The 25,607-nt window shown below is 37.2% G+C and carries 30 protein-coding genes and 1 pseudogene; 19 read left to right on the top strand and 12 right to left on the bottom strand.

The window, feature by feature from the left end:
- Positions 1-49: 49 nt before the first annotated feature.
- Genes DLJ74_RS03670 through yicI form a run of 3 tightly spaced genes read left to right on the top strand, consistent with a single transcriptional unit; the run spans position 50 to position 4,019 of the window.
- Entirely contained in the window at positions 50-913 is an 864-nt protein-coding gene (locus DLJ74_RS03670; protein WP_109983402.1) for a carbohydrate ABC transporter permease, read from the top strand.
- The gene (locus tag DLJ74_RS03665) at positions 910-1,734 is read left to right on the top strand and encodes a carbohydrate ABC transporter permease (protein ID WP_109983401.1); all 825 of its coding nucleotides are present in this window, start codon (positions 910-912) and stop codon (positions 1,732-1,734) included. The genes DLJ74_RS03670 and DLJ74_RS03665 overlap by 4 nt, the downstream gene beginning before the upstream one ends.
- 20 nt (positions 1,735-1,754) lie before the next feature.
- Positions 1,755-4,019, top strand: a complete 2,265-nt coding sequence (gene yicI / locus DLJ74_RS03660; protein WP_109983400.1) for an alpha-xylosidase — start codon at positions 1,755-1,757, stop codon at positions 4,017-4,019.
- A gap of 79 nt (positions 4,020-4,098) precedes the next feature.
- Here yicI and DLJ74_RS03655 read toward each other — a convergent pair whose 3' ends face one another.
- The 3 genes from DLJ74_RS03655 to DLJ74_RS03645 form a co-directional block, all read right to left on the bottom strand.
- Positions 4,099-4,449 (bottom strand): DUF4260 domain-containing protein, encoded by a 351-nt coding sequence (locus DLJ74_RS03655; protein ID WP_109983399.1) that lies wholly within the window; start codon positions 4,447-4,449, stop codon positions 4,099-4,101.
- Positions 4,449-4,874: a MerR family transcriptional regulator gene (locus tag DLJ74_RS03650; protein WP_109983398.1), complete on the bottom strand. Its 426-nt coding sequence runs from the start codon at positions 4,872-4,874 to the stop codon at positions 4,449-4,451. The genes DLJ74_RS03655 and DLJ74_RS03650 overlap by 1 nt, the downstream gene beginning before the upstream one ends.
- A 101-nt stretch (positions 4,875-4,975) precedes the next feature.
- Entirely contained in the window at positions 4,976-5,746 is a 771-nt protein-coding gene (locus tag DLJ74_RS03645) for a DeoR/GlpR family DNA-binding transcription regulator (protein ID WP_109983397.1), read from the bottom strand.
- 196 nt (positions 5,747-5,942) lie between these two features.
- On the opposite strand from DLJ74_RS03645, the gene DLJ74_RS03640 reads away from it, so the two are divergent.
- From DLJ74_RS03640 to phnX, 5 genes are read left to right on the top strand one after another with little or no spacing between them, the layout of a single operon-like run.
- Positions 5,943-6,695: an ABC transporter ATP-binding protein gene (locus DLJ74_RS03640; RefSeq protein ID WP_109983396.1), complete on the top strand. Its 753-nt coding sequence runs from the start codon at positions 5,943-5,945 to the stop codon at positions 6,693-6,695.
- Positions 6,688-8,307 (top strand): ABC transporter permease subunit, encoded by a 1,620-nt coding sequence (locus DLJ74_RS03635; protein WP_109983395.1) that lies wholly within the window; start codon positions 6,688-6,690, stop codon positions 8,305-8,307. The genes DLJ74_RS03640 and DLJ74_RS03635 overlap by 8 nt, the downstream gene beginning before the upstream one ends.
- A 19-nt stretch (positions 8,308-8,326) precedes the next feature.
- Positions 8,327-9,301 carry an extracellular solute-binding protein gene (locus DLJ74_RS03630; RefSeq protein WP_109983394.1) on the top strand — a complete coding sequence of 325 codons (975 nt, stop codon included), beginning with the start codon at positions 8,327-8,329 and terminating at the stop codon, positions 9,299-9,301.
- 21 nt (positions 9,302-9,322) lie between these two features.
- The gene (gene phnW / locus DLJ74_RS03625; RefSeq protein WP_109983393.1) at positions 9,323-10,417 is read left to right on the top strand and encodes a 2-aminoethylphosphonate--pyruvate transaminase; all 1,095 of its coding nucleotides are present in this window, start codon (positions 9,323-9,325) and stop codon (positions 10,415-10,417) included.
- On the top strand, positions 10,414-11,232 hold the full coding sequence (gene phnX / locus DLJ74_RS03620) for a phosphonoacetaldehyde hydrolase (RefSeq protein ID WP_109983392.1): 819 nt from the start codon (positions 10,414-10,416) through the stop codon (positions 11,230-11,232). The genes phnW and phnX overlap by 4 nt, the downstream gene beginning before the upstream one ends.
- Positions 11,233-11,275: 43 nt before the next feature.
- On the opposite strand, the gene DLJ74_RS03615 is transcribed toward phnX, so the two are convergent.
- The 3 genes from DLJ74_RS03615 to DLJ74_RS03605 all read right to left on the bottom strand — a co-directional run bounded on the left by DLJ74_RS03615 (position 11,276) and on the right by DLJ74_RS03605 (position 13,388).
- Positions 11,276-11,788 (bottom strand): DinB family protein, encoded by a 513-nt coding sequence (locus DLJ74_RS03615; protein WP_109983391.1) that lies wholly within the window; start codon positions 11,786-11,788, stop codon positions 11,276-11,278.
- A gap of 165 nt (positions 11,789-11,953) precedes the next feature.
- Positions 11,954-12,658, bottom strand: coding sequence for a chitin disaccharide deacetylase (chbG, locus tag DLJ74_RS03610; RefSeq protein ID WP_342767713.1), 705 nt, complete (start codon positions 12,656-12,658; stop codon positions 11,954-11,956).
- Positions 12,648-13,388, bottom strand: coding sequence for a GntR family transcriptional regulator (locus tag DLJ74_RS03605; protein ID WP_109983390.1), 741 nt, complete (start codon positions 13,386-13,388; stop codon positions 12,648-12,650). The genes chbG and DLJ74_RS03605 overlap by 11 nt, the downstream gene beginning before the upstream one ends.
- Positions 13,389-13,569: 181 nt before the next feature.
- Here DLJ74_RS03605 and DLJ74_RS03600 point away from each other — a divergent pair, with 181 nt between their 5' ends.
- From DLJ74_RS03600 to DLJ74_RS03580, 5 genes are all read left to right on the top strand, one after another.
- Positions 13,570-14,892, top strand: a complete 1,323-nt coding sequence (locus DLJ74_RS03600) for a 6-phospho-beta-glucosidase (RefSeq protein ID WP_109983389.1) — start codon at positions 13,570-13,572, stop codon at positions 14,890-14,892.
- 2 nt (positions 14,893-14,894) lie between these two features.
- On the top strand, positions 14,895-16,184 hold the full coding sequence (locus DLJ74_RS03595) for a PTS sugar transporter subunit IIC (protein WP_181397422.1): 1,290 nt from the start codon (positions 14,895-14,897) through the stop codon (positions 16,182-16,184).
- A 1-nt stretch (position 16,185) separates the two neighbouring features.
- Positions 16,186-16,521 (top strand): PTS lactose/cellobiose transporter subunit IIA, encoded by a 336-nt coding sequence (locus DLJ74_RS03590; RefSeq protein ID WP_109983388.1) that lies wholly within the window; start codon positions 16,186-16,188, stop codon positions 16,519-16,521.
- Positions 16,522-16,830, top strand: a complete 309-nt coding sequence (locus tag DLJ74_RS03585) for a PTS sugar transporter subunit IIB (protein ID WP_054860795.1) — start codon at positions 16,522-16,524, stop codon at positions 16,828-16,830.
- A gap of 514 nt (positions 16,831-17,344) precedes the next feature.
- The gene (locus DLJ74_RS03580; RefSeq protein ID WP_109983387.1) at positions 17,345-18,700 is read left to right on the top strand and encodes an alkaline phosphatase; all 1,356 of its coding nucleotides are present in this window, start codon (positions 17,345-17,347) and stop codon (positions 18,698-18,700) included.
- 107 nt (positions 18,701-18,807) lie between these two features.
- Here DLJ74_RS03580 and DLJ74_RS03575 read toward each other — a convergent pair whose 3' ends face one another.
- The 5 genes and pseudogenes from DLJ74_RS03575 to DLJ74_RS03555 form a co-directional block, all read right to left on the bottom strand.
- Positions 18,808-19,164, bottom strand: a complete 357-nt coding sequence (locus tag DLJ74_RS03575) for a VOC family protein (protein ID WP_054860793.1) — start codon at positions 19,162-19,164, stop codon at positions 18,808-18,810.
- A gap of 162 nt (positions 19,165-19,326) precedes the next feature.
- Positions 19,327-19,560 (bottom strand): hypothetical protein, encoded by a 234-nt coding sequence (locus DLJ74_RS03570; RefSeq protein WP_054789219.1) that lies wholly within the window; start codon positions 19,558-19,560, stop codon positions 19,327-19,329.
- 22 nt (positions 19,561-19,582) lie between these two features.
- Positions 19,583-20,257 (bottom strand): hypothetical protein, encoded by a 675-nt coding sequence (locus DLJ74_RS03565; RefSeq protein WP_109983386.1) that lies wholly within the window; start codon positions 20,255-20,257, stop codon positions 19,583-19,585.
- 101 nt (positions 20,258-20,358) lie between these two features.
- Positions 20,359-20,457, bottom strand: a pseudogene (locus DLJ74_RS03560) (VOC family protein); the annotation flags it as partial.
- Positions 20,458-20,602: 145 nt separating this feature from the next.
- Complete coding sequence (locus DLJ74_RS03555; RefSeq protein ID WP_109983385.1) at positions 20,603-21,478, bottom strand: aminoglycoside phosphotransferase family protein; 876 nt, start codon at positions 21,476-21,478, stop codon at positions 20,603-20,605.
- A gap of 229 nt (positions 21,479-21,707) precedes the next feature.
- Here DLJ74_RS03555 and map point away from each other — a divergent pair, with 229 nt between their 5' ends.
- The 6 genes from map (at position 21,708) to DLJ74_RS03525 (ending at position 25,258) form a co-directional block, all read left to right on the top strand.
- Positions 21,708-22,454, top strand: coding sequence for a type I methionyl aminopeptidase (gene map, locus DLJ74_RS03550; RefSeq protein WP_109983384.1), 747 nt, complete (start codon positions 21,708-21,710; stop codon positions 22,452-22,454).
- An 8-nt stretch (positions 22,455-22,462) separates the two neighbouring features.
- Positions 22,463-22,915, top strand: a complete 453-nt coding sequence (locus DLJ74_RS03545; protein ID WP_109983383.1) for a GNAT family N-acetyltransferase — start codon at positions 22,463-22,465, stop codon at positions 22,913-22,915.
- A gap of 366 nt (positions 22,916-23,281) precedes the next feature.
- A complete protein-coding gene (locus DLJ74_RS03540) occupies positions 23,282-23,608 on the top strand; it encodes a PadR family transcriptional regulator (protein ID WP_054789214.1) in 327 nt (108 codons plus the stop codon).
- A 1-nt stretch (position 23,609) separates the two neighbouring features.
- Entirely contained in the window at positions 23,610-24,029 is a 420-nt protein-coding gene (locus DLJ74_RS03535) for a permease prefix domain 1-containing protein (protein WP_054860790.1), read from the top strand.
- Positions 24,026-24,664 carry a hypothetical protein gene (locus tag DLJ74_RS03530; RefSeq protein WP_109983382.1) on the top strand — a complete coding sequence of 213 codons (639 nt, stop codon included), beginning with the start codon at positions 24,026-24,028 and terminating at the stop codon, positions 24,662-24,664. Before DLJ74_RS03535 ends, DLJ74_RS03530 begins: the two co-directional genes overlap by 4 nt.
- Positions 24,665-24,682: 18 nt before the next feature.
- Positions 24,683-25,258, top strand: coding sequence for a hypothetical protein (locus DLJ74_RS03525; protein WP_109983381.1), 576 nt, complete (start codon positions 24,683-24,685; stop codon positions 25,256-25,258).
- Positions 25,259-25,302: 44 nt separating this feature from the next.
- Here the strand turns inward: DLJ74_RS03525 and DLJ74_RS03520 are convergent, their stop codons facing one another.
- Positions 25,303-25,545 carry a hypothetical protein gene (locus tag DLJ74_RS03520; RefSeq protein WP_109983380.1) on the bottom strand — a complete coding sequence of 81 codons (243 nt, stop codon included), beginning with the start codon at positions 25,543-25,545 and terminating at the stop codon, positions 25,303-25,305.
- Positions 25,546-25,607 lie beyond the last annotated feature (62 nt).

Genomic DNA, 25,607 nt, shown 5'->3' with positions numbered 1-25,607 from the left:
CAATGACATTCTTTGCTCCACCATACATCTAGAATAAAGGAGTGGGAAAATGAATTTTAAAAGCCGCACATATTGGCTGTTTTTGCTACCGACATTACTAGCTCTATTAATCGTTTTAATCATTCCTTTCTTTCAAGGCGTCTACTACTCATTTACCGAATATAATGGGTTCCAGGTATCTGCTTTTGTTGGATTGGACAATTATATTAAATTATTCACAGACGATCAATTTCTCTATAGCTTAAAATTTACTGCAGGCTTTTCGATTGCCTCTGTTATTGGGATCAATGTGATTGGCTTAGCCTTTGCTTTGTTAGTGACACAAAAATTAGGGAAGGTCAGCACATTGTTCCGTACCGTTTTCTTTATGCCAAACCTCATTGGCGGCATTATTCTCGGTTTTATTTGGCAGTTTGTCTTTTTAAAAGCCTTTTCAGGAATTGCAGACGTAACAGGTATTGAGTTTTTTAAAGGCTGGCTATCTAATACAGAAACGGGTTTTTGGGGATTAGTCATCCTGTTTGTATGGCAGATGAGTGGTTATATTATGGTCATTTATATTTCCTTTTTGAACAATGTACCAAAGGAACTGTTAGAAGCGGCTACCATTGATGGCGCGAACAAATGGCAAAGCTTCTGGAAGGTTAAATTTCCACTTATTATACCAGCGTTTACCGTCAGTTTATTTCTAACATTATCCAATGCCTTTAAAGTGTATGATCAGAATATGGCATTAACAGGTGGAGGGCCATTCGGATCAACGGAAATGGCGACAATGAATATTTACGACACTGCCTTTAAAGTGCAAGATATGGGATATGCGCAATCAAAGGCGATTATTTTTCTCATTATTATTACATTGATTTCTGTTATTCAACTCTATTTAACTCGTAAAAAGGAGACAGAGCTATGAGAACTAAAGAACGCACACATAAGTATACGATGATGTTTATCGGTGCCATTGTCTCTTTGTTGTGGATCTATCCCTTTTATTTAGTATTTGTCAATTCAATTAAAACAAAGTCGGGTATTTTTAAAGGAACATTAGGTCTTCCAACCGAACCAACATTAGAAAATTATCCCGTCGCATTGGGTGAGTTAGATTTTCTATTAACGTTTTTCAATTCAGTGGTAGTGACAGGTGTTAGTATTCTGATTATTGTGCTTTTTACTTCTATGGCTGCATATGCCTTATCTCGTAAGCCTGGTAAATCTAGTACAGCTATCTACTTTTTGTTTGCTATCTGTATGCTTATCCCATTCCAGTCGATTATGATTCCATTAGTTTCCTTATTCGGGGCTGTGGAGATGTTGAATCGAACGGGTCTAGCGATTATGTATTTAGGGTTAGGCTCAAGCATGGCGGTATTTCTTTATGTAGGTGCAATGAAAAGTATCCCGAAAGCTTTAGATGAAGCGGCAATAATCGACGGATGTAATAGATTTCAAGTGTACTGGCATATCATCTTCCCTATGCTGAAATCAACAACCGTTACGGTTATCGTGCTGAATGCGATCTGGTTTTGGAATGACTACCTCCTTCCTTCCCTTGTGATCAATAAGGAAGGAATGTACACGATTCCATTGAAGACCTTTTACTTCTTTGGAGAGTACTCTACACAATGGCACTTAGCCTTAGCGGCATTAGTTATTGCCATGATTCCAATCATTATTTTATATATGTTCCTACAACGCTATATCATCGATGGTATTTCAGATGGGGCAGTTAAATAAGAAATATAGGAGGCAATCAGATGAAATTTACAAATGGAAATTGGTTAGTTAGAGAAGGATATCAAATACATTTTCCTCGAATCGTGCATGAAGTAGAGGAGCGCGATGGGGCCGTCACCTTATATGCACCGTGTAAATATTTAAATCACCGTGGGGATACACTAGATGGTCCATTACTGACGATTAAAATCTCTGCCCCAGTAGATGACGTGATTCGCGTGCAGACATGGCATTTTAAAGGAGGAAAAGCAAGATATCCTCAATTCGAAGTGTTAGACCAAACGAAGGAGATTGAACTAGAGGAAAAAGAGGATGCCGTTCATTTTATGAGTGGAGGCTTACAGCTTTCTATTACGAAAAAGGACTTTTCCTTGTCATTTAAAAATGCAGCAGGTAATCTAACAGATGCCGATGGAAAAGGACTTGCATGGATCGAAGGACCGGAGGATAAGACTTATATGAGAGGACAGCTTCGCTTAGGAGTTGGTGAGCATCTTTATGGTTTAGGCGAACGCTTTACTCCGTTTGTGAAAAATGGGCAAAGTGTCGATATTTGGAACAAAGACGGTGGTACTAGCTCGGAGCAATCCTATAAAAATATTCCGTTTTACTTAAGTAGCAAGGGATATGGGATTTTTGTCAATCACCCGGAGGAGGTTAATTTTGAATTAGGGTCAGAAACTGTTTCTCGCTCTCAGTTTAGTGTGGAGGGAGAATACTTAGACTATTATTTTATTAATGGGCCAACACCAAAGGAAGTAGTTAGTCGCTACACAGAGCTCACTGGTAAGCCAGCATTACCTCCAGCATGGAGCTTTGGTTTATGGTTGTCGACTTCTTTCACAACAGACTATAATGAAGAAACGGTGAATCACTTTGTTGATGGGATGGCAGAGCGAGGTATTCCGCTAAGTGTGTTCCATTTTGACTGCTTCTGGATGAAGGAATTTGAATGGAGTAACTTTATTTGGGATCGTCGTAATTTCCCAGATCCAGAAGGGATGCTGAAGCGTTTAAAAGACAAAGGGTTAAAAATTTGTGTATGGATTAACCCATATATTGCGCAAAAATCACCACTGTTTGATGAAGGTGCAGAGAAAGGCTATTTATTGAAAAAACCGAATGGAGATGTATGGCAATGGGATCTATGGCAGGCTGGAATGGGGATTGTCGATTTTACCAACCCTGACGCGTGTGCCTGGTTCCAAGAAAAACTAAAAGCATTGCTGGATATGGGAGTGGACTCCTTCAAGACGGACTTTGGCGAGCGTATTCCAACGGATGTTGTCTATTATGATGGTTCCGATCCACAAAAAATGCATAACTATTATGCGTATCAATACAATGATGTCGTCTTTGATTTATTAAAACGAGAAAAAGGGGAAGAAGAGGCGATTGTTTTCGCACGTTCGGCGACAACAGGTGGTCAAAAATTCCCTGTTCACTGGGGTGGAGACTGTGATTCCACGTATGACGCAATGGCTGAAAGCTTACGTGGTGGCCTATCGTTAACCACTTCCGGCTTTGGTTATTGGAGTCACGATATTGGTGGCTTTGAAAATACGGCAACACCAGATGTATTTAAACGTTGGACTGCCTTTGGATTGCTATCCAGCCATAGCCGTTTCCATGGAAGCTCCTCCTATCGTGTGCCATGGAATTTTGATGAAGAGGCAGTTGACGTAGCGCGTCATTTTACTAAGCTAAAGAACAGCTTAATGCCATACTTATATGAACAAGCCGTACAAAACAGCAAGACAGGAATACCTGTGATGCGTTCGATGGTGCTGGAATTCCCAGATGATCCGCTTTGTGAAACATTAGATCGACAATATATGCTTGGTGACTCTGTTTTAGTAGCACCGATTTTTAATGAAGAAGGCATAGGTTCCTTCTACTTACCAAAAGGAAAATGGACACACCTATTAACAGGGGAAGTAGTGGAAGGTGGCACATGGATTAAAGAAAAATATGATTACTTCAGCCTACCATTATTCGTAAGGCCAAATACGATTTTACCAGTTGGTAATAGTGAGGAAAAACCTGTTTACGATTATATAGATGGGGTGACCTTTAAGATTTATAGGTTAGATAATGATAAGAAGGTGACACAAAACTTAGTAAATGCACAAGGGGAATATATCGGTACTGTTTCGGCTATTCGTCAAGGGCAAAGGATTACTGTCACAACTTCGGGATTCAATCAGTCATATCATGTAGAAGTGCCTGGGTATGAGAAAGTGTCTGCAAATGCAGGGGAAGAGACGATAGAAATAGATTTGTAAAAGGAAACGGTGATCGGGCGTCTGCTTGGTCACCGTTTTGGCATATGGAAGGAATCTAATTTTTGGAAACTCGTTCCCATTAAAGCCTCTGTATATGTGTTTTGTTAAAAGACTCTTGATATTTTAAGCCAAAACCTAATAATCTATCCATAAATATATGAGCCATCCAGATGATACTAATTAGAAGTAAATATTCATTGAAAAAGAGGAAGTAACAGATTACTAAAAGTAGAGGCAACACAAAACTATGTCCCAAATTATAAACATTTGCACCTATTTTTTTATTCATTGCATAACCAATCATTGTAATATCGGGGATAAATAAAAGTACAAAAAACAACCAGATTGGAAAGTCCAACTGTGTATAAATATAGAAAGAAATTGCAAAGGCCACTCCGTTTTCAGTGCGAACCACTTGATTGATAGTCATTACATTCCCCTTTCGTGTACACTTTTAAAAAATAGTAATATCAATTCTTCAATAACCTCTTTATTTTCTAAGTATTTCTCCTCTTTTACTAGTTCTTTAAGTGTTTGCACTACATTTAATGCTTGCTGATAAAACTGGATTTTTTCCTCAAGATTTATTATCTTTTCATCTAATAACGAAACTGTGGAATTGTTACAACTGGTTGATATTGCTTCGTTTCTAAGTATAAGTAATCGTTGTATTTCTTTTAATGTAAACCCTAACTCCTTTAACACGATGATAAGCTGTATCTGTTTTTCGCATTCTTCATCATATTCTCGATAACCATTTTCTCGTCTTTTTGGCTTCAATATGTTCTCTTTCTCATAAAAACGAATTGTATCAGCTTGCATTCGATATTTCTGAGCAAACTCCTTAATTTTCATATAACCAGCCTCCCATACAACCATAACATTGGAGTAAGCTCCAAGGTCAAGAGTAAAATAAAGCACCCTAAAAACCAAAAGCGCCCAGTAAGAACGCCGGTTCAGTTACATATTGGAGATATAATGAGATTAGTATTTATCTGTTCAAATGCACGAGTAAATGTTTTATCCACATTTTGGTCTGTAACGATGTGATCGATTTCAGAGAGTGGAGCAATTCCAACTGTTACATCTTTCCCGAATTTCGTGCTATCAGCTGCTACATAGATTTCTGATGATAACTCGATCATTTTTTTCCGGGTTATTGCCTCTTCAACATTATAGTCAGAAATACCCTTCTCTAGCGTTATCCCACTTGCGCAAATAAATGCCTTCTGTATATTCAGTTGGCTAAAATTAAATAAATACTCATAAGAAACTATCGATCTCTCTTCCTTTCTAACCTTTCCACCAATGATGATAAGCTCAATGTCACTATTTAATAGCTCAAGTGCAACAGGAAAAGAGTTAGTAATCACAGTTAGTTTTTTCTTGTTTTGAAGGAATTTTGCTATTTGATAGGTGGTGGAGCCACTATCAAGAAACACACAGTCACCATCTTGGATGAACTTGCTACAGGTGTAGGCAATACTCTGTTTTTCTTGCAGGTTACTAACCATTCGCTCTTCCATCGACGATTCCCCAAAATGAGATTCTTTTAATTTGATACCCCCATATATTTTTTCTACTTTTTCTTGTTTTACAAGTGATTGAATATCTCTTCGAAGTGTATCCATTGAGATGTTTAGCTCTTCTTTTAATTCTGTCATTTTTAATACTTTTTTTAGCTTTAATAATTCCAGCATTTTGTTTTGTCTTTCTAAAGGAAACATGTATTCACCTCACCTAAAATTATGCATCATTTAATATTAATTAAATCATAAACTATGCACAATTTGGTATAGATTTATTCATAATTTACGCAAAATTTACGAGAACCGGGATTTAAATTTACAAACAACCCTTATACTAAGTGGTAACCAGAGAAGTGGTAAAGCAAGTGTTATCAAATTGCAGGAGGTGAGCAATTTGCTTAAATTGCACAATATTAGTAAACAATTCGACGATAAAGTGGTGTTATCAGATATTAGTGTAGAAATTCAAACTGGTGAAATTGTTTCCCTACTAGGACAAAGTGGTAGTGGGAAAACTACTTTATTAAATATTATATTAGGATTAACCCACATGAATAGTGGAAAAATCACTTTTAACGAGGACGATATCAGTCATGTTTCGATGAAGGAGCGAGGATTTAATATTGTTTTTCAAGACTATGCTCTATTTCCTCACTTAAATGCTTATCAGAATATTACCTATGGGTGGAAGCGCAAAAAAGGGTTAGTTACAGAGAGGGAGATCCAAGAATATATTGAATTCCTTGAATTAGAGCCACACTTAAACAAGAAAATAGACAAATTGTCGGGTGGTCAAAAGCAAAGAGTGGCCCTTGCTCGAACATTAGTGACAAAGCCTAAAGTCTTATTGCTAGATGAGCCAATGAGTGCATTAGATGGTGTCATAAAAGAATCGATCAAGGAAAGAATTAGATCGATAGCAAAACAGTTTAAGCTGACAACGATTATTGTCACACATGACCCTGAAGAGGCTCTAACCTTGTCCGACAAAATTCTGATTATTGATAATGGGAGCATCTCACAGTATGGGACACCACAAGAAATCATCCATCAGCCAAGCAATCCTTTTGTGGAGGAATTTATTCTAAAGCAGCTTCAGATTAAAAGGCAAAATATATTCGAGCTATTTGGTGAACAAAATGTCTAATACCAAAAAAGAAATGAAAATTATCTTTGTAGTGCTTAGCGTCTTATTTGCGGTTTTCTTAATCGTCCCACTTCTTATTTTATTTATTCGCTCCTTTGAAACAGGCAATGGGTTAGGAATAGCTAATTATCTTGCAGTCCTATCCAATTCGGAATTAGTAGGGTCCGTTTGGAATAGTATGAAAATTGCAGCTTTAACAGCAGTCATTACAACGATTCTTGCTTTTATTCTAGCATACACGGTTAACTGTACAAGAATTTATCGTCCGTTAAAGCTTGCCATTAAAATTGGTGTGCTTCTTCCGATGTTACTTCCGACCATTACATACGGATTTGCGATTATTTATACGTTTGGCAATCAAGGCTTGATCACGAAATTAGGAGGAGAAGATTTATTTGAAATCTATGGCTTTAATGGTCTCTTAATCGGCTATGTTATTTATACTATTCCTGCCGCATTTATACTGATTAACAATTCGTTTCAGTATATCGACAAAAAGTATATGATTGTTTCCAAGCTCATGGGAGATGGGTTTCTAAGGAGCTTTATCCATACCATTTTCCGACCATTATTAGGGACCTTAGGAGGCGCCTTTGTACTCTCGTTTATTCTGAGCTTTACTGATTTTGGAATTCCAGCTTCTATTGGTGGCACCTATAACGTTGTGGCAACCCAATTGTATCAAGTGATGCTTGGATCCTTTCCTAATTTTAACCATGGAGCAGTTATTGCCATTCTCATGCTAATGCCAGCAGTGTTTGGGGTTTGGCTCTTAAACTATCTAGAGAGATTTAACTACCATTATGATCAATTCACGGATAATGAATCTATCAGAAATAGAGGAAGAGATTTGTTTAGCGGATTTCTCTCAGCTATTGTTATTCTGGGAATGATTTCTGTGTTTATGGTGATGTTTATCGTCCCATTTATGAACGGCTATCCGTATGACTTAACGTTCACTTGGAAGCATTTTATCAATATATTCGAATCAAGCAACCTAATTAGTGTTTACAAAAATTCGATTATTGTCGCAATCCTTACAGCTGTTTTAGGTGCTTGTATCGCCTACAGTTCGGCGATTTTAAATGCCCGAACCTCATTAAAATGGAGGTCTTCGATGGATGTTTTGTCCATGATTACCAATACAGTACCTGGTATGGTGTTAGGTTTATCGTATCTATTGTTTTTTAATAATAGTAGTTTAAAAGGAACCTTGATCATTCTTATATTATGTAATATTGTTCACTATTTTACGACACCTTATTTGATGGCGAAAAATGCTTTATTGAAGATGAATCCCTCTTGGGAAACAACAGCAGAATTGTTGGGAGATAGCTGGCTAAAGACACTTTATCGAGTTATTTTACCTAATTCATTATCCACGTTTATCGAGATGATGAGCTATTACTTTATCAATGCAATGGTCACGATTAGTGGCATTATCTTTTTAGTTTCTGCTCAAACAACCGTTGTGGCAAGCAAAATTAAAGACCTTCAGCATTTTGCTAAATTTAATGAAATATTTGTTTTATCTATACTCATCTTTATTACCAATCTATTGGTAAAGCTAATCTGTGACTTTTTACAGAAAAGGCGAGCCATTCATTCTTAAAAAGAAAGGGAGATTTACAATGAAGAAAAGGTTTATATTGCTTATCCTAAGCATAGTTTTTGTCTTATCAGCGTGTAGTAATAGTGCGAATGGGAAGGAGCAAGTAGTTATTTATACGAATGGAGATGAAGAAGCTGTTACGGCAGTAGGTAATGCCTTAGATAGCGCTGGATATGAGGGACAATATGTGCTCCAAACCTTAGGAACCTCTGAATTGGGAGGAAAACTATTAGCAGAAGGGGATCAAATCGAAGCAGATTTAGTGACGATGAGCTCCTATTTTATTGAAAGTGCTCAACATCAGCATGATATGTTTAAGGATTTATCATTTGAAACGACCGCATTAGAAGAATATCCATCCTACTATACACCGATTCTATCGATTACAGGATCTATCTTTGTTAATACCGAAATGCTCAAGGAAAAAGGGCTAGAGATGCCAAAATCTATAAAGGATCTAGTAAAACCGGAATACAGCGGTCTAGTTTCTATTCCGAATATTTTTGATTCCTCAACAGGCTGGTTACTTATTCAAGCTATTATCAGTGAATATGGAGAAGAGGAAGGGGAAGGGACTCTTCAGGATTTACTCCAAAATGTTGGTCCACATTTGGAAAGCTCAGGATCTGGCCCTATTAAAAAAGTAAAGGCAGGGGAAGTTGTCGCAGGATTTGGACTAAGACATCAAGCTGTACAGGCCAAGGAAGCAGGGGCACCGATTGATTATGTCGATCCAATCGAAGGGAACTTTTCCTTAACAGAATCCATTGCGGTTGTGGATAAGGATACCACTACAACAGAGCTCGCGATGGAAATGGCAGAAGTGATTATTCAGGATGCAAGAGAAGAGCTATTAACCTATTATCCCGTTGCCCTTTACGAGGGAGAAGTAGTAACAGCTGAAAACAAACCAGCACATCCAAAGAAATTTAATCAATCCTTAACGGTAGAGCTACTAGAAGAGCATCAGAAATTCTTTAATGCAGCAAAATAAGAAAGTAGGAGTGTCATGGATATGTATGAATACAAGCTTTTAACCCCAGGTCCATTAACCACAACCAATACGATAAAAGAGGAAATGCTATTTGACCGTTGCACCTGGGATGATGATTATAAAAAGATTACGCAAAAAATTAGAGCTCAACTGTTAGATTTAGCGGTGGGAAAGAAAGATGATTATACTGTTGTGTTGATGCAGGGGAGCGGTACCTTTACAGTCGAATCTGTGATGATCTCAACGATCAAGCGGAATGAGAAGGCATTGATCATCACAAATGGTGCTTATGGAGAGCGGATTGTCCAAATAGCGGAATGCGGTGGAATAAACTACCGGCAATATCGCGTTAATTATGATCAATATCCAAACGAAAAAGACATAAGAAGAATATTAGAGGAAGACCAAAAAATTACACACCTCGTGATGGTACATTGTGAAACAACAACAGGAATATTAAATCCACTTGAAATGGTGGCCAAACTTTCCAAGGAGTACGATAAAACTTTAATTATTGATGCCATGAGTAGCTTTGGTGGGATGGAAATCGATGTGTCTTCACTGGAGATTGATTACCTAGTGAGTAGTGCCAATAAATGTATTCAAGGAGTTCCTGGCTTTGGCTTTGTAATTGCGAAGCTTGATAAATTGTTGACCTGTGAAGGGAACGCTCGAAGCCTTTCTCTTGATTTATATGATCAATGGAAGGTAATGGATAAGGATGGTAAATGGCGTTATACCTCACCAACCCATGTTGTAGCAGCCTTTTCCAAAGCGCTTGATGAATTAGTAGAAGAAGGTGGTATCCCAGCAAGATTCCAGCGTTATCAGAGAAATAATCAATTGTTACGAGAGAAACTAACTGCTTTAGGGTTTCAGCCTTATATTTCAGAAGAGAAACAATCCCCGATTATTACAACCTTTTTGTTTCCAGATGAAGCCTTTGATTTTCAAGACTTTTATTACTATGTAAAGGAAAAAGGCTTTGTTCTCTATCCAGGAAAGCTAACCAATGCCAAAACCTTTCGCATCGGAAACATCGGAGAGATTTATGAAGAGGATATAAAACAATTAACGGAAATAATCGAACATTATAAGGGAGTTGGAGTGAAATGAAAGCAAATCAGATAGAAGGAGTTATCCTTGATTGGGCAGGAACGGCTGTTGATTTTGGTTGTTTTGCACCTGTCCATGTCTTCATCGATATTTTTCAAAAGGTAGGCATTGACGTAACAATGGAAGAAGCAAGAGCACCAATGGGCATGCTAAAAATCGATCATATCCGTGCAATGCTGTCAATGCCAAGAATCTCGACATTATGGGAAGAAAGAATTGGGCGTGCCTTTAACGAACAAGATGTAGAAAATCTGTACGGGGAATTTGAACCTGCACTTTTGTCCTCTTTAAAGGAGTATACAGATCCATTACCAGGGGTGGTAGAAACAGTAGAAGCTTTACGGAAACAAGGATTAAAAATTGGTTCGACAACGGGATATACGCAATCAATGATGGACATTGTTGTACCATATGCACGTAATAAAGGCTATCAACCGGATTACTATATCACTCCTGATGGGACAAGCTCCTTTGGTCGTCCTTATCCTTATATGATATACCGTAACATGGAAGAATTAAAACTAACCGCTCCATGGAAGGTAGTCAAAGTAGGAGATACAACCTCTGATATAAAAGAGGGTGTGAATGCAGGAGCTTGGTCTGTTGGGGTTATCATTGGTAGCTCTGAAATGGGGTTAAGCTATGACGAATTTCACGGCCTTTCTGATGAGGAAAAAGCAACTATTATCTCTAAAACGGAAAAACGCTTTATCGATAATGGAGCGAATTATACCATTTACTCGATAGAGGAGTTGCCACAATTAATAGAGAAGATTAATAGAGTGTTAGAAGAGGGGAAAAGACCCGGGTCATAAAAAATAAAGAGGCTAACTATTGACTTTATATAGTTAGCCTCTTTTAATTATCATCAGTAGCAAATTCCTTTTCAGGTAGCCCCAATATGTCTGTATTATTAGGAATATAACCAAGTAGCCGTAGCATCGCTACAATTTGTCCTTTATGATGGTATTCATGCGTAATGGAATGCATTAGTAATTGGTGTGGCGTTTTTCTTACAGCTCCACTGTCTACTTTCCAAGCGAGCTCTCTTTCAATAATAACACCAAAATTATTGCGAAATTTTTCAATGACAGTATCTACATATTTATCCGCTTGTTGAAAATAGCCTTGAATATCTCCTATCTGCATCTCGCTAATTACTTCCTTTGTTAATAGCGGTGATGTCGTTTCTAAAAGCACAAAAGAACCTAGCCAAGCATGATAACAACCTGCCACATGAACTAAAGAATCTTTTATACTTTGAAAACCAAATCCAAATTCTTTTGTAAAATCATTTTCATTCAATTCTTTACACTGGTCTAATAAAACTTGTCTTGTTTGTTTTACCCATTCATATTCGTCTTTTAACATAAACTATCTCCACCTTATCAGAAATAATAACTGTCCGAATCTTCTTATTATACATGATTGGGTACATTAATGAACGCAGACTTAATTATAATGAATAAAATTGGAGAAAAAAATGAAGTCCAGACCTATTCCCATATTTCAAGGCTTTGATCGTTATAGTATGAATTAAAGCACGTTTGCCCAACCTGGGCTCTCGAGTGAACAAAGAATCTCAAGCTCTTTCTCTCTTTCCTTCGTATAGGAGCTTACACTTACTAAATCTTCATCCATTATACCAGGATGTGTCATGATCTCTATCGACTTTCCTTCTGTTTTTTCTAATTCTCCAAATAGCTCGTGATAGATACCATCCCCGTAAAAATCTAACCATAAGGAATCGGTAAGCAAAATTTCCGGATGATCCTGTAAAGAATCAACATATCGAACGGGAACCTTGTATTCATTAGCGATCTCTAAAATTACTTGCTTTAAAGGCTCCCAGCCATGAACATGATGGTGGCTGTCGATATGATGTAAGGGAAGCCCTGTCGCTAAAAAGGCATCAAGCTGAGCGCGCCATTCCTTTTTTACTTCCTCCGGATTTGGAGGTTCTTCTGTTTGATAACGATTTGTAAACTTGAAAGAACCATCTTTGTCCACTAGGCCCGGTACATCAGGATGAACAGGCTTTCCCCATGTTAGGACTAAATGAATCCCAACATCTAGAGATGGAACCTTCTTTGCTAATTGAACTGCATAATCGGTTGCCATGCCATTCATCATTAAGGTAGTAGAAGATATGCACCCATTTAGATGGGCTTGGACGATCCCATCTGTTACCCCTTTCGTTAATCCAAAGTCATCGGCATTAAATAAAATATTAATAGTCATCACCTTCTTCTTCAGGATAAAATCGCTCAATAACGAAATTGGTTTTATCCCCTCGAAAATACGACTGGGAATATTCTATTTTGTTGCCTTCCCTGTCCTCTGCCACTGTTTCGATATAGAAGCAAGGAAGCCCCATTTCCGAGTCTAAATAATAGGAGATACTTTCATCAGATAAAGCCATTTCCATATGTTCTGTTGTTTTAGCAATCGAAACTTGAAAATCGTATTTTAGTGCACGATATAAAGAGGTTTCTGCTTGCTTTTTCGTAACCCCTGGCGCGACCTTCCATGGGATATAGGAGATTTCGTATTGAGTTGGTATCCCATTAGCTTTTCGAATACGTTCGATTTTCTGAACAGGATCATTTAGCGGAATACCTAAGGTTTCTTGAATCGAGGAAGTTGCTGGTACAACCGATAAATCGATTAGAATAATTTCAGCGGTTTTTCCTTGGACCTCCATTTGATCAATATACCGTTTTACCGTTTGGGAGAGTGTTTGATGTATTTTTTTATCTGCTACAAAGGTACCCTTTCCCTGCACTCTTTCTAAATAACCCTCCAATGTTAGTTGGTTTAAAGCCGCTCTTACCGTTGTTCTACTCACATCAAAATCCTTACACAATTCCAATTCTGTTGGTATCTTTTCCCCTTTTTGATATTGGCCTCTTTTAATGCGGGTGAGTAATTCATTTTTAATATGGGAATGTAATGATTGTTTTTTATCCATAGCCGTTCCTTCCATCCTTTAAATTGGTTATAACAATTCTACTAAATATTCATTATTAATACAACTAATAACAAATGTAGTAACAAATTTAAGAAAAATTGTTTACTTTGTATTAATTGTATGATACATTTTAGTCAATATCATCATAGTGTACACATTTTGAAACGTAAGGAGAATGAATATGTCTTTAAAAGTTGTCGTTATAGGTGGTGGTTCTAGCTATACACCTGAAATCATGGAGGGAATTATTCGACGTCATCATCAATTACCAGTGACGGAAATTGTTTTGGTGGACGTAGAGGACGGTCAAGAAAAATTAGAAATTATCGGCCGTTTAGCGGAAAGAATGATCGAAAAAGCGCAAAAACCAATCAAATTGTCTTGGACACTCGATCGAAAAAAAGCACTAGAAAATGCAGACTTTGTTTCTACCCAAATTCGTGTTGGTGGATTAGAGGCTAGGGAGAAGGATGAACGCATTCCATTAAGCCATGGCTTTATTGGTCAAGAAACAAATGGTGCTGGAGGTATTCTCAAAGCATTTCGTACGATTCCTGTGCTATTAGAAATAGCACAGGATGTTCACCGAATTTGTCCAAATGCTTGGATGATTAATTTTACGAATCCAGCTGGAATGGTAACCGAAGCATTATTAAAACATTCCCCACACAAAAAAGTAATTGGTGTTTGTAACATTCCTTATAATATGCGCCATTCCACTGCAGAGATCTTAGATGCAGATCCCGATCAGGTCAGAATCGATTTTGTCGGTCTAAACCATTTTGTTTTCGGTCAAAAGGTATATGTGAATGGGCATGATCGGACAAATGAGGTGTTAACAAGCCTAGCGAGTGAGGATCTAAACTATTCCCCCGCAAACATTGTGAGCTTAGGCTGGACGAAGGAATTTGTGAATAGTTTGAAATTATTACCGAATCCATATCACCAGTATTACTATCAAACAAAAGAGGTGCTTGCGAAGGATGTGAAGGCTTTTCAAGAGAATGGAACAAGGGCACAAGTCGTGCAGGAGCTAGAAAAGGCGTTGTTTGCTATTTACGATAATCCAGATTTGCAGGTGAAGCCAAAGGAATTAGAGGAAAGGGGCGGAGCTTTTTATAGTGATGTAGCCTGTAGCTTAATGGACTCGATTTATAACAATAAAGAGGATATACAAACCGTCAATACGTTTAATAATGGGGCGATAGAGGATTTGCCAAATGATGCGGTTGTCGAAGCGAACTGTGTGATAACGAATAATGGTCCTAAACCTGTTACGATTGGTTCCTTGCCAGCAGCCGTGAAAGGCGACATTTTACAAATGAAGGCATTTGAGGAGCTTGTCATTACTGCAAGTATTACTGGTGACTATCATCAGGCCTATCAAGCTTTTCTAGCCAACCCGTTAATAAAAGATGAGAAGCGAATACAGCCATTGTTAGACGAGTTGTTAGAGGCACATAAAGAATATTTACCACAATTTGCGAAGAAAAGGGGTTCGTAAATATGAATAATAAGTTTATGCAAAAGTTTATTGAAATTGCAGGGAGAATTGGTTCACAACGACATTTGGTAGCAATCCGTGATGGGTTTGTTGCCATAATGCCTCTCGTTATTATTGGTTCGTTGGCTATTCTTGTGAACAATTTCCCTCCATTTGGGAATTTTGAATTTGTCACATGGATGAATTCGATCTTTGGGGATGGAAATTGGCAGCAGGTAGGAGGGAGTATTTGGAATGGTACTTTTGCTGTATTAGGTCTTTTGGTATCGTTCACAATCGCTTATAATTTAGCAAAAAGCTATCAAGTTGATCGTCTATCTGCTGCGCTCATTTCCTCAGCATCCTATATCATGCTCGTTCCGGTCACAGCGGATTTTGGTTTGAACATGAACTGGCTCGGAACCCAGGGTCTTTTTGTTGGAATTATTGTCGCATTATTAACAACTGAATTATTCCGATTACTTGTAACCAATGAAAAATTGACTATCAAAATGCCTGAAGGTGTACCATCTGGTGTAACCAAATCATTTAGAGCCTTGGTTCCAACCATGATTATTCTAATACTCGTCGGCTTATGTCAAGCATTGTTGATGGTGTTAGCAGAAACAAGTATTTTTGAAGTTATTTTTACAGCGATACAGAAGCCAATCCAAGGGTTAAGTGATTCCTTGCCAGCAGCACTTATTGTCGCATTATTGAATCATATTTTATGGTTCTTTGGATTGCATGGTACGAATATTATTGGTTCGATCATCGAGCCTATCTATATTCCGTTAGTAGAGGAAAACTTGAGCTTATTCCAAACAGGGGTTTCTGCCTACGATGTTCCGAATATCGTTACCAAACCATTCCTTGATGCATTTGTCTTTATGGGAGGATCAGGTACGACAATTGCGTTATTGATTGCCATTTTCATGGTTGTGCGGAATCAACAGAAGCATCCATATCGAGAGGTAGCAAAGGTTTCCGCACCAGCAAGTTTATTTAATATAAATGAACCAGTTATCTTTGGTCTACCCATTGTATTAAATCCGATTATGCTTATTCCATTTGTGCTAGTCCCTGTTATTTTAACAATCATCACCTATTTCGCCATGTACACAGGAATGGTGCCAAAAACAGTAGCTTTATTGCCATGGACGACACCACCTATTTTAAGTGGTTATCTCGTAACAGGAGGAAGCTGGCGAGGAGTAGTGCTACAGCTATTTAATATAGCGATAGGGATTATCATCTATATTCCATTTATACTAGCAGGAGTGAAAACATTAAAGAAAAGAATGGAGGATTAATATGACAGTAGCAAACGAAGAATTACAAACCCTTTCCTTTACCATCATACTTTATGCAGGAAATGCTCGTTCCTTAGCGATGGAAGCTATTAAATTAGCGAAGGAAAATAAAATCTATGAAGCCAAAGAAAAAATAGAAGAATCAAATAGTGAATTCGTGAAAGCGCATCATGAACAAACCCAGCTATTGCAGGATGAAGCAAGTGGTAAGCATAGCGATGTTCCTATCATTCTCGTACATGCACAGGATCACTTGATGACCGCAATGACGGTGAAGGACTTAGCCATTGAAATGATCGATATGTACGAAAAAATGTATCAATTGGAGGCGAAATAAATGAAAATCTTATTAATTTGTTCAGCAGGTATGTCCACCTCAATTTTAGTCGACAAGATGAAAAAAGCAGCAGAAGACAAAGGGATCTCAGCAGAAATAAATGCCGTAGCCGAATCCGAATTGCAAAATCATTTAGATGGCCTAGATGTGGTATTGATCGGGCCACAGGTTCGCTATCTAGAAAAATCTATTAAAGAAAAGGTAGAACCACTTGGTATCCAATGTGAAGTAATCGATCAGATCGCCTATGGAATGATGAAAGGTGATCAAGTATTAGAGCAGGCAATAAAACTAGCAGATAAAAAGTAGTGGTAGCAACCCGGGCTTTAAAGAGTTCGGGTTGTTCTATGGGGGAAAGTAGCCATACCGAATGAAGAAATCCGTTTTAAATGCCATTTCCATCAAGACTTCGGGTTGAAATGGCACTTATAATCGATGTAAGAGCCATTTTCGATGAGGTACCTGATCAAAACGGAACTTAAAATTGGTGTAAGAGCCATTTACACCAAATACCTAGCTCAAAATGGCATTTATAATCAGTGCAACTAGAGCTTGCTCGGAAGGTGATGCCTCCCTCTATCTTAGTTCAAACCACCCAAACTCCACACAACGCCGTGAAACTCGTTAATCCTAACATGGAGAGCTCTTATCTAGTGCCTAAGTAATAGAATCCCCACAAAACAATGATTACAAGTAGGATTCTCATAGATTTTTAGTAGGACTTTTCTTTATTAAAGCTTTACTAGAATTTAATAGTTTATCAACATTCATCTAGTATTTTGTAACTGTAAGCAAAATAAAATATTTAGGGAGTTGGTAAAGAATGTTCAAGAAGATTGGTGCGATTGCACTTAGTACAGGCCTTGTTTTATCTGCAGTAAGCATTCCTGTTTTAGCGGACAAGCCCGATTCACCAGGTAAAGGAAATGGATGGGGAAAAGGTGGAAAGAAGATAGAGAACGTCATCTACATGATTCCAGATGGGTTCAGTCCAGACTATGCATCCAATTACCGTGCTTACAAGGGAGAGGAAGCAGTTTGGGATGACCATTTAAAAGGGTTATATACCACCAATTCTGCAAACTCTGATATTACAGATTCAGCAGCTGCTGGTACCGCCATGGCTACTGGAGAAAAAACGAATAATGGTGTTATTGGTCTCGACGCAGAAGGTAATGAACTAACATCGATTTTAGATGCAATGGAGAAAAAAGGGAAATCTTCAGGGTTAGTAGCTACTTCTACGATAACTCATGCGACTCCAGCTTCTTTTGTTGCCAATGTAGATGATCGTAATAACCAAACAGAAATTGCTAGACAATATATTGCCAGTGAAGTAGACGTACTTCTTGGTGGAGGAAAAAATATGTTCCTACCAGAATCAGAAGGTGGTAATCAAGAAGAGGCAAATCTATTAGAAGAAGCGAAGGAAGCTAATTTTACATATGTGGAGACACGTGATCAATTAGAGGATGGAACAGATATTGATGTAGAGGATGGCGAAAAATTACTCGGTCTCTTTGCCGATGATGCCCTTGCTCCTGAGCTACATCGCGGGGAAACAGAGGAGCCTAGCATTGCAGAAATGACTGAAGCATCTATTGATGTATTAAACGAAGATAAGGATGGTTTTTTCCTTATGGTAGAAGGTAGCCAGATTGACTGGGCAGGTCATGATAATGATGCTGCATGGGCTATGTCTGATGTCGAAGCATTTGAAGAAGCGGTAAAAGTAGCGCTAGACTTTGCGAAAAAGGATGGCAAGACACTAGTCGTAATCGGTGGTGACCATGACACTGGTGGGATGACAACAGGCTCTAATGGTTCAATGGAAGTAAATGCCGATATTTTGCAAGAGGTAACGGCAACTGGGGACCATATGGCTGCCCAATTAAATGAAGATCGTTCCAATGTAAAGGAAGTCGTTGAGGAATATACAAATCTATCCCTTACAGAAGAGGAAGTACAAACGATTAAAGATGCTAGTGAGCCATCTATTGCTATTAATCAAGTAGTAAGTGATTATGCGAATGTTGGTTGGACTAGCTTAAACCATACTGGTGCGGATATCCAGCTATATGCATATGGCCCGCAATCCGATGAGTTTAGCGGATTCTATGACAATACTGACATTCCGAAGAAAATCGCAGACATTCTAAAATTGAAGCTAGATAAATAAACTTAAAATTCTCCCCCCCAATAAAGATAGAAGAGCTTACCATCATGGTAAGCTCTTCATTTTGACTCCAATCGTGGAACAAGCCTTCGATGAGATATTAAAATGCGCTAACATTGACAAATCATCAAATGATTACCGTCTAAATCTTTAAAATTAAACCAATGATTATTTTCAATTTCTGTCGTAATCTCTACATTTTTACTTTTCATGTATTGAAAAGCTTCTTCTATATTATTTGTGTTTAAATGAAAAGGTGGCGTTTTATAAATATTCTCCTCTGAAAATATTTTGCTGTCTAATACAATACCTGTTCCGTTCATCGGTAATATGTACAGATGACCAAATAAAATCTCACCATCTGTTGGTAATGCTAATATGTCACAATACCAGTCGCGTGCTTTTTCAATGTCACTAACAGGAATAAATGTAGTTCCAATTTGATTTAATATTGGTTTTGACTTCATAATTTCCCCCTTGATTGTTTATTTTTTCCGTTGCTGAAAGTGTGCTCATAGCTACACTCATCAAGACATTAAAATTTAGTAGCTATCGACTTGCAAATTTTATCTTTAAAACCACTCAATGAACAAAATAAATAGGGCAGCGATCGCTACCCTTTTATTTGATTATTCTTCCTCACTATAATTAACGTCAATAATAATTTCAGTATTTTCTACTGAAAAATTTACATTCCATCTAGGATGTATTTTAATTTTATTTCTTTCATCAAGTTCTAACATTCCATGTATCTCATCATTATTTTTAGAAATAAAGATAACTTGTTTCATTTCATCATTAACATAAACATTAATTGACTTATGATATTTAAGTGTAAAACCATTAAAGTTCATTTTTTTCATAGAATAAATTCACTCCTATTTATCATTTAGATAGAACTTTCCCATTTTTATCTAAGGATGCTTTTCTTTTTCCGCTTTTCTTTAGTTTCCATGCACGTCCGCCATGTCCGGCTGTATCCTTTTCTACTGACCATTTTCCATTTTTAAAAGTACCAGATTTTTTATTAAGGGGAGTCTTACCATGCTTATCCTTAAAAGAACCTAATTTTACTTTTCCCTTTGAATCTAATAAAGATTTCGGTATACCATAATTAGAGGAAATCACCCTTTTTGGGTCGTTAAAAAAATTAGAAATGGTTTTATGTAACCAACTTCCAGCTTTAATGGTAACACCACCAACCACTATTGCACCAGTTGCAACTAATGCAACTTGTCCTATACCAGGAACAAAATAAATGGCAGGAGCCAATGCAAAGAAAGGTTGAACAGATGAACCATTGCTATTATAATCATCATCTAATAAAACAATTTCAGCTGACTTCAAATAATCTTCAAAGTCTTCTGGACTATAAAACTTACCATCTATTAAAATACCATCTACTAAAATCACAAAATTAGAATCATCACCTTGATTAGCACTTTCTTTATCACTTTTCAACTGAGAAGCTTTTACATTAGATAAATCAGATGTCCCCAATGTTGAAAAAACTAAAATAAAAGCTAGAGAAAACATAAATATCTTTTTTATCCATTTCATGTTAAACCCCTTTTTAAATTTTGGTAAATATCTTTTATATCTTACCACGCTAATTACAAATAAACAATATTTTCCAACGGGGTTATTTTATAAAATAATGATAATGCTAATATGTCACAATACCAGTCGCGTGCCTTTTCAATGTCACTAACAGGAATAAATGTAGTTCCAATTTGATTTAATATTGGTTTTGACTTCATAAATTCCCCCTATTTATAGTGTTTTAACTAATTTGATTTTATCATAACCGCTACTTTTGTTGATTTAATTTCCCAACAATGGATAAAGGACCGTCAATTATTGACGATCCTTTTAGTGAAAGAGGTGAAATAATATTTATATCTTTTAACTTTTATACTCATCAATGATTATTTTTATGATTCTACATGACTCTTCTGCTATCGTTTGGTTAGAATCCTTCTTATCATCATAAGTAATTAAAGCCTTCCATAAAGCCCAACCTCTTGCTCTATTCCAAGTTTCTTCATCCATTTTCAATGCCCTCTTGAATATCTCTCTACTACTGTCATCAAAAAATGTCCATGCCATTGCAGCATCACATGAAGGATCTCCAACACCTAACACGCCAAAATCAATAATGGCACATAACTTTCCATCTTTGACTAGGATATTTCCTGGTGCTACATCACCATGAAGCCATACTGGTTCTTTAGTCCATTTAGAATCTAAGGACAACTGCCATATTTCGTTCAGTAAATGTTCATTAAAAATCTCTTTGTTATTTTCTATTGCCTTTCTTGACTCTTCATCATATACTGCTAAATCTCCACCCCTATAAAAATTATGACCACCTGCAATAGGACCCTCTTTTGCATCAATAGATTGTAATTCTACCAAAAATCTCCCTAAATCTTTGGCAAATTGCTTCAGATCAACGATATTTTCGCGGGTCACTGTCTCGCCTTCTAGCCATTTGTAAATAGACCAAGCGTAAGGATAGTCTTTATTAGGTTTTCCTTTAGCAAGTGGTATAGAAATTGGTAGGGATAGATGCTTAGATAAAAACGGTAGCCATCTATGTTCTTTCTCAACTTGAGGAGCATACCCTTCAGCACTCGGCATTCTTACACTCATATTTTCACCTAAATGAAAAGTTCTGTTGTCGTGTCCGCTCTTTTTAACTGGTTTTATTTTTAAATGGGACCATTCTGGAAATTGCTCTTTTATTAAATGTTGGACCAATTCTACGTTAATATTCATTTTATAAATACCCCTAATTTTTAAATTTTAGGGGAAATACGTTGTCGTCTGGGCTAATTACGCGTTATCCCCTTATATCGATGCCCAAAAAAATTTATTTTCCTTTTCATAAATACCGCCTCCTCTTATTATTTAATATTCTATGTTCATCCTATGTATTCCTCTTGAAAGTAGCTAAAAATGTTATATTGTCTTAAAATAAAAGAAAAAGATAATCGGAGGTGCTTTGATGACAGTCGAAGATCAACAGGATATCGAGGGACTTAAAAAAATCGGTAAAATCGTGGCAACGACAATAAGAGAGATGAAGCGTCAGGTCAGGGCTGGCATGACAACCAAAGAGCTAGATGAAATAGGTGGAGAGATTTTAATGAGCTATGGAGCCGTATCAGCACCTAAAATTACCTATAACTTCCCTGGTTACACTTGTATCAGTATCAATCGTGAAATGGCTCATGGGATCCCAGGGAATCGAAGAATCAAGGAAGGAGATCTTATAAATATTGATGTCTCTGCAGAATTAGGAGGGTATTTTGCTGATGCAGGACAATCTTTTGTGTTTGCCCCCAACAACTCTTCTTTAACGAAACTTTGCGACTATACCCACCATACAATGATGAAGGTGATCCAATCGCTTAAACATAATGTTAAGCTGAATGAAATAGGGCGAATGATTCAACAAGAGGCTAAAAAAGGTGGCTATCATGTTATTATGAACCTGTGCAGTCATGGTATCGGAAAATCACTACATGAAGCACCAACGGAAATTTTACCTTATTATGACAAGCATGATCAACGTTTATTAAAAGAGGGTATGGTTATTACCATCGAGCCTTTTTTAACAACGGGAGCAAATTATGTCGACCAAGGAACAGATGGATGGACATTATATATACCTGACGATAGCTATGGTGCACAGCATGAGCACACCATTATTATTACGAAGGATCAGCCGATTATTACAACGGTAGCATAGGTGTAAACATGATTAAAGAAATAGAAATAGACAAAAAAAGAGAAGCAGAGACTGTGCTGAACCTTCAAATACCAGCCTACAAGGTAGAAGCAGATATAATTGGTTCAGATGAGATCCCCCCATTAAAGGATACGGTAGAAACCATCCAGAGCTGTGAAGAAACTTTTTATGGATATTATTTGCACGAAGAGCTATGTGGGGCGATATCTGTGAAAGTTACCGATGAGGAAGTGGATATCCACCGGCTAATCGTCCACCCTGATCATTTTAGAAAAGGAATTGCACAGAAATTATTAGACTTTGTGGAGAATCAGTTCCAAAATCGCGTCCTAAAAGTAGCAACAGGCGCTAAAAATACACCAGCTGTCCAATTTTACGAAAAGAATGGATTTGAAAAAAGGAAGGAAGTGGCCGTAAGCAAGGAGATCACTTTAACTTTTTTTGAGCGAAGGAATGAATAAAGATATATACGAAAAAATAGCCACTTCTGTGCAGGAAGGAGGCTTTTTTTATGTCAGAGGGAGATTACTAAGTAAATCAGCGGGAGAAAGTTCCAAACGATATATAGGACAGTTCGTCGCAGGAAAGCCCTCAAAATGATTGTTATGGCTGATATATTGGACAACTCTCCGAGAGAATCTCCTCAAACTGTCTGATATCCAGAATTTTTTGCTTGTTAGCCTAATTTATCACGGTACTGCGCTACAAACAGCAACCCCTGATGAAAAATCTCCATAAATTTTCAAAAATTACTTTGACAGATAGAGCAATTTGCAGTATGATTACTCTATCACGTAGAATAGTGAAGGGAGCAGGAAACAGACCTTATGATAAGAAGTGATATTATTCGCGGCCACTTAGATTCGATCATTTTGCGATTGATTTCAGAAAAAGATCGCTATGGTTATGAAATATCAAAGGAAATTAGTACACGCACCAATAATCGATTTCATATTAAAGAGGCTACCCTATATGCCGTTTTTCAACGATTAGAGAAGAAGGAACTAATTGAGTCCTATTATGGAGATATTTCCAAAGGGGGAAAAAGAAAATATTATCAAATCACGACATTAGGTAAGGCGTATTTAAAGGAAATTGCTGAGGAATGGAAGGAAACAAAGGAAATCATCGATTTATTTATGGAGGGTATTTAAATTGAAGAAAATAAAAGTATATGTCAATGAGTTATTTAAGGATATTCCAGAAAGTGAACAAAAGAATGCAGTCATGCAGGAAGTTACACAAAACCTAGAGGAAAAAGTGCTGGATTTAATGGAACAAGGAAAGGAAGAAGAGGATGCGATCAATAAGGCGATCGTAGATTTTGGTGATATTGACGATTTAAAAAAAGAACTAGGAGTCAAATCAGCCTTACCAAAACCAAAAAAGAACATGACCAAATTAAATCTTGGCTATTCGATCTGGGGCAGTGCGTTAATCATCGGATTATTCGTCTTTATTAATTTCTATTATTCCCCTGATATTATCTGGTTTGTTTACCCAACATTTGCCGTATTATGGTGGCCATTAACGATGTACTTTAGATGGCTACGTACAAAGGAGAATGCGAAATGAGTCGTTATGCAACAGGCTTTTCTATTGCAGGAAGTGTCCTAACTATTGCCTTTTTAATTGTCGTTAATCTAATAACTAATGGCTCTCATCCATGGTTTATTTATCCTTCTTTTGTGTTATTGCTTTGGCCAATTAGCCATTATTTTATGGTAAAAGGAGAACAGAAAAAATTTTCAATGGTATGCAGCCTACTGATTATTGGCTTCCTTTTCGTGGTCAATTATATCCAAACACCAGAATACCCATGGTTTCTTTACCCGATACTACCGATCTTGTGGTGGCCGATTCTTATCTATTTAGGAAAACGTGCGAAATCATTGGCAGTTGCTATGGTAGGGAGCACAAGTATTATGCTTTATTACATTATTCTCAATATCTTTCTTGCACCAGGTCATCCTTGGGCGATTTATCCGATATTTGCGGTGCTGTGGTGGCCACTTGCAATCTATCATGCACAGAAGAGGAGCTATGTTGCCTTCTCTGTTCATGCAAGCCTACTAATTGGCATCTTTTTCATTACGGTTAATATGATTACCTCACCAGACACGATCTGGGCAGTATACCCAATATTCGCTGTAATTTGGTGGCCACTTAGTATGTATTACTTTGTGCATAAAAGAAAATCGGAAGTGTAACAGGGAGGAAGTAAAGGCGTGGAAGATAGAAAAATTTATATTTTATTTACGGATACTGGGACGCTTTTTACAAGGTTAATTAAAATTTATACGAGAGAATCCTACAACCATGTTTCAATTGCCTTTGATGATCAATTAGAGGAAATCTATAGCTTTGGCCGCAAAAAGCCAGCTAACCCTTTTATTGGGGGATTTATTCGAGAAAAGTTGAGGGAGGGGCTATTTAAACGAGCGAAATGTGTAATCTATAGCTGTCGTGTTTCTGAGCAGGAATATAAGCAGATGCGCGCCAAAGTGAAAAAGATCGAACGTGAGAAAGAAAAGTATCGATACAATTTGATCGGTCTACTTGCGATCATTCTCCACTTTGATCTAAATCGAAAAAATGCTTTCTTTTGCTCCCAATTTGTCGCAACGATTTTGAATGAGAAGAAAGGGCTACTAATGAAACCACCAAGCTTAACAACACCGAGGGATTTAATGAACATAGACGAATTCAATTTTGTTTATCAAGGGATGCTTCACACATATCCAGTCCCGGAGGAATTAGTGACCACGCATTTAGAGAGAATTTCGGAGAGATTGGTGGGATAGCGATCAAAATGCTTGGATCATCCAAGCATTTTGATTATGAATCCTTATTTAGCATTTGGAATGATATGTTTATTAAAAAATATAGCTAATCCCAGCATGAAGCTAATAAGTCCAAAACCAAAAGTGAAATTTGTGATACTCCAAATATACGGTGGTGTTAAATCTTTAACCGCTTGTATTTGGTGTACATTACCATCAATTGATAAAAAAATAAGAACCTTTTCAAGTCCACTTAACCCCATAAGTAAAATCCCTGAAAAAATAAAAACTATTCCAAGGTTCTTCATTGTTTCCCCCCTATTTAATTTGTAATAACCCCATCCTAACAATAGGACAGGGTATACTTAAA

This window comes from Gracilibacillus dipsosauri (assembly GCF_003176895.1).
Taxonomy (GTDB): domain Bacteria; phylum Bacillota; class Bacilli; order Bacillales; family Amphibacillaceae; genus Gracilibacillus; species Gracilibacillus dipsosauri.
This window is presented reverse-complemented; position numbering and strand designations above follow the sequence as displayed.

Coding starts and splice junctions, on each gene's coding strand:
- DLJ74_RS03595 (WP_181397422.1), top strand. CDS start 14,895: ATGAATAATAAGTTTATGCAAAAGTTTATTGAAATTGCAGGGAGAATT.
- DLJ74_RS03650 (WP_109983398.1), bottom strand. CDS start 4,874: ATGAAAATTAAGGAGTTTGCTCAGAAATATCGAATGCAAGCTGATACA.
- DLJ74_RS03585 (WP_054860795.1), top strand. CDS start 16,522: ATGAAAATCTTATTAATTTGTTCAGCAGGTATGTCCACCTCAATTTTA.
- DLJ74_RS03570 (WP_054789219.1), bottom strand. CDS start 19,560: ATGAAAAAAATGAACTTTAATGGTTTTACACTTAAATATCATAAGTCA.
- DLJ74_RS03520 (WP_109983380.1), bottom strand. CDS start 25,545: ATGAAGAACCTTGGAATAGTTTTTATTTTTTCAGGGATTTTACTTATG.
- DLJ74_RS03645 (WP_109983397.1), bottom strand. CDS start 5,746: ATGTTTCCTTTAGAAAGACAAAACAAAATGCTGGAATTATTAAAGCTA.
- DLJ74_RS03665 (WP_109983401.1), top strand. CDS start 910: ATGAGAACTAAAGAACGCACACATAAGTATACGATGATGTTTATCGGT.
- DLJ74_RS03580 (WP_109983387.1), top strand. CDS start 17,345: ATGTTCAAGAAGATTGGTGCGATTGCACTTAGTACAGGCCTTGTTTTA.
- DLJ74_RS03530 (WP_109983382.1), top strand. CDS start 24,026: ATGAGTCGTTATGCAACAGGCTTTTCTATTGCAGGAAGTGTCCTAACT.
- DLJ74_RS03565 (WP_109983386.1), bottom strand. CDS start 20,257: ATGAAATGGATAAAAAAGATATTTATGTTTTCTCTAGCTTTTATTTTA.
- DLJ74_RS03655 (WP_109983399.1), bottom strand. CDS start 4,449: ATGACTATCAATCAAGTGGTTCGCACTGAAAACGGAGTGGCCTTTGCA.
- map (WP_109983384.1), top strand. CDS start 21,708: ATGACAGTCGAAGATCAACAGGATATCGAGGGACTTAAAAAAATCGGT.
- phnW (WP_109983393.1), top strand. CDS start 9,323: ATGTATGAATACAAGCTTTTAACCCCAGGTCCATTAACCACAACCAAT.
- DLJ74_RS03635 (WP_109983395.1), top strand. CDS start 6,688: ATGTCTAATACCAAAAAAGAAATGAAAATTATCTTTGTAGTGCTTAGC.
- DLJ74_RS03605 (WP_109983390.1), bottom strand. CDS start 13,388: ATGGATAAAAAACAATCATTACATTCCCATATTAAAAATGAATTACTC.
- DLJ74_RS03600 (WP_109983389.1), top strand. CDS start 13,570: ATGTCTTTAAAAGTTGTCGTTATAGGTGGTGGTTCTAGCTATACACCT.
- DLJ74_RS03575 (WP_054860793.1), bottom strand. CDS start 19,164: ATGAAGTCAAAACCAATATTAAATCAAATTGGAACTACATTTATTCCT.
- DLJ74_RS03615 (WP_109983391.1), bottom strand. CDS start 11,788: ATGTTAAAAGACGAATATGAATGGGTAAAACAAACAAGACAAGTTTTA.
- DLJ74_RS03540 (WP_054789214.1), top strand. CDS start 23,282: ATGATAAGAAGTGATATTATTCGCGGCCACTTAGATTCGATCATTTTG.
- DLJ74_RS03670 (WP_109983402.1), top strand. CDS start 50: ATGAATTTTAAAAGCCGCACATATTGGCTGTTTTTGCTACCGACATTA.
- DLJ74_RS03555 (WP_109983385.1), bottom strand. CDS start 21,478: ATGAATATTAACGTAGAATTGGTCCAACATTTAATAAAAGAGCAATTT.
- yicI (WP_109983400.1), top strand. CDS start 1,755: ATGAAATTTACAAATGGAAATTGGTTAGTTAGAGAAGGATATCAAATA.
- DLJ74_RS03545 (WP_109983383.1), top strand. CDS start 22,463: ATGATTAAAGAAATAGAAATAGACAAAAAAAGAGAAGCAGAGACTGTG.
- chbG (WP_342767713.1), bottom strand. CDS start 12,658: ATGACTATTAATATTTTATTTAATGCCGATGACTTTGGATTAACGAAA.
- phnX (WP_109983392.1), top strand. CDS start 10,414: ATGAAAGCAAATCAGATAGAAGGAGTTATCCTTGATTGGGCAGGAACG.
- DLJ74_RS03630 (WP_109983394.1), top strand. CDS start 8,327: ATGAAGAAAAGGTTTATATTGCTTATCCTAAGCATAGTTTTTGTCTTA.
- DLJ74_RS03590 (WP_109983388.1), top strand. CDS start 16,186: ATGACAGTAGCAAACGAAGAATTACAAACCCTTTCCTTTACCATCATA.